The organism is Nostoc sp. NOS(2021) (assembly GCF_017115025.1).
GTDB lineage: Bacteria > Cyanobacteriota > Cyanobacteriia > Cyanobacteriales > Nostocaceae > Nostoc.
This window is the reverse complement of sequence record NZ_JABXKM010000207.1, coordinates 1-7,383: the sequence shown is the minus strand read 5'-3', so window position 1 is coordinate 7,383 and position 7,383 is coordinate 1. Positions and strand designations below refer to the sequence as shown.

Annotated in this window: 6 protein-coding genes; 2 read left to right on the top strand and 4 right to left on the bottom strand. The window is 43.0% G+C overall.

Annotated features, from left to right (window positions below):
- Positions 1-37: 37 nt before the first annotated feature.
- Positions 38-931 (bottom strand): cyanoexosortase B, encoded by an 894-nt coding sequence (gene crtB, locus HWQ41_RS22735; RefSeq protein ID WP_292767884.1) that lies wholly within the window; start codon positions 929-931, stop codon positions 38-40.
- 293 nt (positions 932-1,224) lie between these two features.
- The gene (locus HWQ41_RS22730; RefSeq protein ID WP_292767881.1) at positions 1,225-2,418 is read right to left on the bottom strand and encodes a DegT/DnrJ/EryC1/StrS aminotransferase family protein; all 1,194 of its coding nucleotides are present in this window, start codon (positions 2,416-2,418) and stop codon (positions 1,225-1,227) included.
- Positions 2,419-2,971: 553 nt separating this feature from the next.
- Between HWQ41_RS22730 and HWQ41_RS22725 the strand changes: the two genes are divergently transcribed.
- Together HWQ41_RS22725 and HWQ41_RS22720 are read left to right on the top strand one after the other, a co-directional pair.
- Positions 2,972-4,525, top strand: coding sequence for a GAF domain-containing sensor histidine kinase (locus HWQ41_RS22725; protein ID WP_292767878.1), 1,554 nt, complete (start codon positions 2,972-2,974; stop codon positions 4,523-4,525).
- Positions 4,526-4,809: 284 nt separating this feature from the next.
- Positions 4,810-6,228: an IctB family putative bicarbonate transporter gene (locus HWQ41_RS22720; protein ID WP_292767875.1), complete on the top strand. Its 1,419-nt coding sequence runs from the start codon at positions 4,810-4,812 to the stop codon at positions 6,226-6,228.
- A gap of 63 nt (positions 6,229-6,291) precedes the next feature.
- On the opposite strand, the gene HWQ41_RS22715 is transcribed toward HWQ41_RS22720, so the two are convergent.
- Both HWQ41_RS22715 and smpB read right to left on the bottom strand, forming a co-directional pair.
- Entirely contained in the window at positions 6,292-6,570 is a 279-nt protein-coding gene (locus tag HWQ41_RS22715; RefSeq protein ID WP_292767872.1) for a WGxxGxxG family protein, read from the bottom strand.
- Between the two features lie 181 nt (positions 6,571-6,751).
- Positions 6,752-7,219 carry an SsrA-binding protein SmpB gene (gene smpB / locus HWQ41_RS22710; RefSeq protein WP_292767870.1) on the bottom strand — a complete coding sequence of 156 codons (468 nt, stop codon included), beginning with the start codon at positions 7,217-7,219 and terminating at the stop codon, positions 6,752-6,754.
- Between the last annotated feature and the right edge of the window lie 164 nt (positions 7,220-7,383).

The following is a 7,383-nucleotide window of genomic DNA, read 5'->3' as shown; positions in this document are numbered from 1 at the left end:
CCCCATGCCCAATGCCCCATGCCCAATGCCAATGTTTCTAACTTTCTCCTTCTTGCTGAGTTTGTAGAGATGCCGAGAAATAGCCATTAATCCAATTCAGTAAGGGCACTAATGACACCAGCATACAAGCAGAGTAGAGGTCACCACCCCAACCCTCATGCAGCCATTTAAAAGCCGCTTCTTGACCTGTGCCGTGAAAGAAAGTCAGTAAAGTATTACGAATGATATTGGCACTAATACTAATTACCACAGCAATAGATAAAAACGATATGGTTGTGCGGCGTGAAGATAAAGCATCTGTCCAATAAAGCAGCATCAAGCCTACGTAGAGAGTAGTAAACAACATTTTCAGCCCTGCACAATAGGGGGCAACTTCCACAATCCGTCCTCCCACGTAGAGATTTGCCTCAGACACGGTTACTTCCATACCAAATTGATTCAGTATGAAGCCTGCTGTGCCAGCGATGAAGCTTTGGAGAGGCAAGGTATAGGGAGCAATGAGATAGGGTACTGCTGTTGGGGTTGCCAAAAATACTAGTAGCAGGGCGAATCCTTGCGATCGCAAACCTGTTATTCCCTTAAACCACAAGCATAATCCTGCCAATATAACAGGCAAGGAAAGGTTAACCCACTCTGTAACACCGCTAAGATAAAAAACTGCCCCTAATAACAAGAAAACAGCGCCCAAAGGATGGCTGGTATCTGGCAAACGTTTCCACTTTTTCCGGTTTATCCAGCCCAGATAAGCAGCAAATGGTAAACCTATAATTCCGTGGCTGAAATATTCGTGTTCTGTACTGATATTTTTGTGCAGCCAACCATCCAACCAGTGTAGCAATATAGGAGCATAAAGCAGCAGCAAAACGCCTAAAATGGCTAGATTTAATAAGCCTGATGCGTTTATGTTTTTAACCTGTTGCCGGAGTGCCATGATTTTCAGTAGTTCAAAAACTTTGGGTATTAGTCATTAGTCATTAGTCATTAGTCATTAGTCATTAGCAAAGAATAAAGAACAAATGACAGTCTTATTAAAGAGGGAACAGGGAACAGGTAACTCTTAACAGGGGGGTAACAGAAAGGGGGATTGATACCCCACCTGAAACATGCCACAAAAAGAAGTGGGGGTCTCTTACTCCCGGATAGGGAACAGGAAATAGGAAAAACTGTTAAGAGTTCTCTATTAACAGTTCCCTTCTTCGATGAAAAAATAGGCATGAATTAACTTCAGGCTACCACGCTGCTAAGGTCAGCAGGGGAGGGCTTATCTGCCTTATAACTGGTTGATACTGCATGAGCGATCGCTGCTACAACTTCTTTGATTTGGCTACTGCTCAAACCAGGATACATCGGTAATGATAATATCTGCTTTGACAGTTTTTCGGCTTGGGGAAAATCTCCAAGCTGATAGCCTAACTTGGTGAATGCTGGCTGGAGATGACAAGGAATTGGGTAGTGAATGCCAGTTTGAATTCCCACTGCTGTGAGTTTTTCCTCAAGTTGCTGGCGTTGTATTGGGCAAGAATCATCTACTTTAATCACATAAAGATGATAAACGTGTCCTGTACCACTTTGGTTTTCCATAGGGATAATGCCAGCAGTTGCCAATGGCGCTAGTTCGTCATCATACTGCTGGGCAATAGTCAAGCGATCGCGATTCCATTGTGGCAAATATGGTAGTTTCTGGTGCAATATGGCTGCTTGCAAAGTGTCCAAGCGGCTATTCGTACCTGATTCAGTATGAAAATACTTTTGGGATGCACCATAATTTCGCAAGCGCCTCATCTTCTGGGCGACATCTGAATCTCGTGTGAGTAACATTCCTCCATCCCCAAATGCTCCCAAATTTTTGCTGGGATAGAAACTAAAAGCTGCTGCTATTCCGACTGAGCCAGCGTGATATCCGTCTCTTTGGGCGAGGTGTGCTTGGGCGGCATCTTCAAAAATTAGTAGTTTGTAGGTATCGGCAAAGTTCAATAACTGGCGTGGTGATACCATCTGACCATAGAGATGCACAGGGATAATTGCTTTGGTATGAGGCGTAATTGCCTTTGCTGCGGACTCTAAGTCAATTAAAGCTGTTTGGCGATCGCAATCTACCAGAACTGGCTTGGCACCAGCACGTAGCACCCCAATCAAGGTTGCGACAAATGTGTTTGCTGGTAAAATCACTTCATCGCCAGCACCAATATTACACGCTTGCAATCCCAGAGCGATCGCATCTGTTCCTGATGCCACACCAACTCCATATTCTGCCCCAGAGACTGCCGCAAATGCTGCTTCAAAATCTGAGAGCGCTTGCCCTAAAATAAAATCTCCCCGTTCCAATACAGATTGGATTGCATCTTGCAATTGCGTTTGAATTGGTTCGTGTTGTAACTTCAGGTCTACAAAAGGAACTCTAATAGTCATTTTATTCATTACCAGTTGTCCTCAAAAAAATATTTACTCGTATGGAAAAAATAGAAAAGCCTGCACAATTTTCAGTGTGAAATTGTAATAGGTTCAATCTATCGGATGAAGAGTTATAGAAACTATCTAGGATTGTCAGCGATCGGTGCTAGCTGTTATCAGTAAAAATGTCTACAAAAATTACATAAATATAATTATTCTAAGTAAATTTACGTTGGATATTGCGATCAGAATTTTCCCTTCTGGACATCAGAAATGACAGACCTTTGGTATTGTCTCCTTAGCGTTAGGTTACCCTGACTGAATCCAAATCTAACGCAGTCTGCTTGCAAAATCTCAAGCAATAAAGACTACACCAGTGCTAAACAGAGAACATTCAGCACCAGTAACTAGTAACTGCTAAAGACCGTATTGCCGACTTAATGGAAGGGGTAAAAAATTTTTGCCCCAAATTTGTTTGTCAGAGGCGAAATTAGGGAATGCTTAAAGATAGCAATTGATAACCTAGAGATAGGACTTATATCAATTACAGTATCGAGAAATTATTAAGGTAATAGTGGCAATGGTAGAGCCTGAAAACAAATTATTTGCCCTAAAGGATGGTTGGGATTCTCCTGAAACTAGAGAACAACAACGCCTCAAAGCTTTGTCAGATTTAGGTTTGCGGCAAGCAGAAACGATTCCGGTTTTTGAAGAAGCCACTCAAACTGCTGCCCACTTTTTGGAAGCACCAATTTCCATATTGGGATTTGTGGATCAAGAACGCCACTGGTTTAAGTCGGCGGTGGGCTTATCTCGGCTGGGACTAATGAATCATTTGGCACAAAGCCGTCAACTATCACGCCGGGAATCTTTTTGTACTCAGGTAGTAGAGAGTTTTCAAGCATTTGTAATTAATGATACACATAAGCTGACAGACCCAGTACTTGCTAGCAGCAAATTAGTGCAGGATTATGGTATTCGTGCTTACTTAGGAGCGCCACTGATTGATGCTGAGGGAAATTGTTTGGGTGCATTGGCGGTGATGGATTTAGTGCCGCGCAATTTTACAAACCGAGACATTGAGTTTTTACAAATCATCGCTCGTTGGAGCATGAGTGAATTTGAACGTAACCGACTCCTACAAGGAAAATTTGAATCAAGGACTCCCAAGATAGCTCCGATATTTTCACTCAATGACGAACGTAAGCCTGAGATTAAAATCACCCCAGACACTAAAGATAGCGACTCTGTTTCTACCAAGCAACTGAAACTGGAACTTTTGGGTCAGCTAACTCAGGAGTTACGCACGCCCTTAACATCTGTACTTGGGATGGCTAGTGTTTTAGGACGTGAGATTTATGGGCCTTTGACGACTAAGCAGAGAGAATATTTGGAAATTATCCAACACAGTGGTCGGTACTTACTTTCCTTAGTAAACGAAATTACCGAACTAGGAACTATGGATGAAAACTCTACTGTGCTGAATGTAGCTCCTGTGGATATCGAAATGCTATGCCAACAAGCTATCAATACCCTAGAAGAAGTGGCAAATCGCCGCGAGCAAGATATTCGCCTCTCTATAGAACCGGGACGCAATCGCATTTTGCCTTTAGATAAAGACAAGGTGCGGCAAATCCTCTATCACCTGGTTTTCAGTGTGATTCAACTTGCGGCTACAGGTAGCGTTGTTCGCATTCATGTCTCTTACAAGGAAGATACGCTCAACATTACTATTTGGGTTTCCCATCCTTGGCTAGGGGACGGCATAACTGAGGTTGATCCCTACTTCCGTCTCAATTCTTTATCGCTGCTAGAACTGACAGGTGAGGTAGCAACTTATAATACTCGTGCAGAAAGCCAAGAGCAACCAAATACTTCATCAGTCGCAGTGGACAATTCAAAAAACTTGAGTGATTCCCACTCAAAATTCTTTGCTAGTAGTTCAGGTATAAATTTAGCTAAATCACATGGAAGTCTTTCTCGTGAAAGCTTGGGTCTATTGCTAAGTTGTCAACTGGCAGAGTTGCACGGTGGACAAATTTTGATTCAAGGTTCGCCAGAATCAGGATATCGTTATGTGCTTTCTTTGCCACTGCAACTGGCGACTCCCTCACAAGGAATCAGCGATGTTTGATCACAATCTATAGGGAACATCTTACAGGTGATAGAGGATGATAACTGGGGAGTAGGATTGGGAAAGACGTATTTTCTATCTATTTGTTGTGTACTAAGTAGATGAGGGACTGTTTTGACTTAGTATTGGCTGAAGTGGTTTTAGATTAAAGGTAGTAGCTGATGGCTATGAATAAGAATGCCATCACTAAGAAAGCAATCTCCGTTATTACCTTTTTATAGCCATAGGCATTATGATCAATTCCAAGTTCTGCGTCGGCAGGCTAATTGATCGCAATGTTTTTTATGAATTTAGTCTGGCAACGATTTACTTTATCATCTTTACCGCTCAAAGAATATCTTGCTACCAGTTACGTACATCGTTCTCTGGTCGGACTGTTGAGTTCTTGGCGGCAAACCAGCATCTTACTCCAGTGGGGAGATGCGATCGCAGCTGCTTTACTCAGCTTAATATATGCCCTTGCACCTTTTGCTTCGAGTACATTGGTGGGCTTTTTGCTGGTGGCTTGTGTGGGATTTTGGCTGTTGTTGACTTTATCTGATGAAGTCACACCAGCAAATGTCTCGTCAGTCACTCCCATTCACCTGCTGGTATTGCTCTACTGGGGAATTGCTGTAGTCGCGACAGCATTATCACCAGTGAAAAAGGCGGCACTTAACGACTTGGGAACGTTGACCTTGTATTTGCTATTATTTGCCCTTTGTGCCAGGGTATTGAGGTCGCCTCGCCTCCGCTCTTGGATTATCATCCTTTACCTCCACGTATCGTTAATTGTCAGTGTTTATGGATTGCGACAATGGTTTTTTGGAGCCACAGCACTGGCAACTTGGGTTGACCCAGAATCTCCGATGTCTAAGACTACAAGAGTCTACAGTTATTTAGGCAATCCCAACTTATTGGCTGGATACCTCCTACCAGGAGTAATTTTTAGCTTAGTGGCAATTTTTGCATGGCAAAGCTGGCCCAAAAAAGCTTTGGCATTAACGATGTTAATTGTCAATACTTCCTGCCTGATCCTAACTTTTAGTCGTGGCGGTTGGATTGGGTTAGTAGTGGCAGTTTTGACTGTGATGGCATTGCTAGTTTATTGGAAAAGCGTGGAAATGCCTCGTTTTTGGCGTACTTGGTCGCTACCGATTGTCTTGGGAGGTTTGATCGGGGTATTGGTGCTAGCAGTGATATTTGTAGAGCCAGTTCGCTTGCGGGTGTTCAGTATTTTTGCTGACCGTAAAGATAGCAGTAATAATTTTCGCCGAAATGTGTGGGATGCTGTCTTCGAGATGATTCGCGATCGCCCGATTTTCGGCATTGGCCCCGGTCACAGCTCTTTTAATAAAGTTTATCCCCTCTACCAACACCCTCGTTACACTGCTTTGAGTGCCTATTCAATTTTGTTTGAGGTGACTGTAGAAACTGGCTTTGTTGGTTTAGCCTGCTTTCTCTGGCTAATAATTGTCACATTTAATACGGCATTTATGCAAGTGCGACGATTGCGACAATTCAGAAGTGTAGAGGGATTTTGGTTAATTGGAGCGATCGCTATTTTGTTGGGTATGCTAGCTCACGGCACCGTAGATACTGTCTGGTATCGTCCTGAAGTCAATACCCTCTGGTGGCTCATAGTTGCCTTAATTGCCAGTTACTGGACACCTTTAGCTCAAAACCAGACAAATTCATCTAACTCAGAACCAACAGTAAAGTAACATGAGTAAGTTGTCAGTTGTTTTTCTACTGAACAACTGACAACTTTTGAATGAGTAAATTGTCTAGTCTCTGTAGGTAGTGGCATTTGGGGTATTAGGGTCGCGATAAGCGGTCGTTTGGTGATCACGCTTTTTACCAGCCAAACCAGCCAGACCCAATAGACCAATTAATCCTAGCCAACCCCAATTAAAATCGTTGCGCTCATAAGTGGTCGTTGTTGGAGCAGTAGTGGCTCTAGTGTCAGTAGTCGTCTGAGCTTGTGCGGATAGAGTTAAAGGTAAAATTCCCATACTCAAGGTGAGAACGCCAGCGCCAACAGCTGTAATGAAATTACTCTTCATAAGTGTGAAAATTCCTCATTGCCATCCGAAGTTACTCACCAGTGTATCAAGTCCCAACCTTAGCAGAATCAATCTGTGGCTATAAACTAGGCATTTTCATAACTCACACCGTGGATAGACAACATGGTTTTCACAGCAATCCGTTTCTCACTCTGGTGTCATAGTTTGGCGACACTGACCCTTAATAGTTTTTCATTGCCCGTTGAATGTCACGCTGGTCTTGGCGTCGTTTCAGGTCTTCTCGCTTATCGTGGAGCTTTTTACCTTTGCCAAGGGCGATACTCACTTTTACCCAGCCTCGTTTGAGATACATTTTCAAAGGGATTAAAGTTAAACCCTGCTGTTCTACTTTGCCAATTAGCTTGCGGAGTTCTTGGCGATGCAGCAACAGCTTGCGTGTACGCCGTGGTTCATGATTGAAATATTGTCCACTAGCGGTATAAGGCGATATATGCACATTGATCAACCATGCTTCACCATTACGAAGCAAAGCATAGCCATCTTGGAGATTGACTTTACCCGCACGAATCGACTTCACCTCAGTTCCTGTCAATTCAATTCCAGCTTCGTAAGTTTCCAGAATTTCATACAAATAACGGGCTTGACGGTTGTCGCTAATAACTTTGTAACCTTCGTTCTTGTCGCTCATTGATAATTTTGTGTGCTTTAAATGTACCTAAAAAATTATTTGGATTGTCTTCTGAATTATAGGGCGTATCTTATAACCGCTATAAATGCTGAACTGTATATAGCTTTTCCTAATCAAATGAGCTACATCTTAGCCCCCTCCTCGCCTGCGGGGAGGGGGTTGGG

What these genes read in the sequence shown, in the direction of transcription:
- HWQ41_RS22725 (WP_292767878.1), top strand. Translation starts at nt 2,972, where the DNA reads ATGGTAGAGCCTGAAAACAAATTATTTGCCCTAAAGGATGGTTGGGAT.
- HWQ41_RS22730 (WP_292767881.1), bottom strand. Translation starts at nt 2,418, where the DNA reads ATGAATAAAATGACTATTAGAGTTCCTTTTGTAGACCTGAAGTTACAA.
- HWQ41_RS22715 (WP_292767872.1), bottom strand. Translation starts at nt 6,570, where the DNA reads ATGAAGAGTAATTTCATTACAGCTGTTGGCGCTGGCGTTCTCACCTTG.
- smpB (WP_292767870.1), bottom strand. Translation starts at nt 7,219, where the DNA reads ATGAGCGACAAGAACGAAGGTTACAAAGTTATTAGCGACAACCGTCAA.
- HWQ41_RS22720 (WP_292767875.1), top strand. Translation starts at nt 4,810, where the DNA reads ATGAATTTAGTCTGGCAACGATTTACTTTATCATCTTTACCGCTCAAA.
- crtB (WP_292767884.1), bottom strand. Translation starts at nt 931, where the DNA reads ATGGCACTCCGGCAACAGGTTAAAAACATAAACGCATCAGGCTTATTA.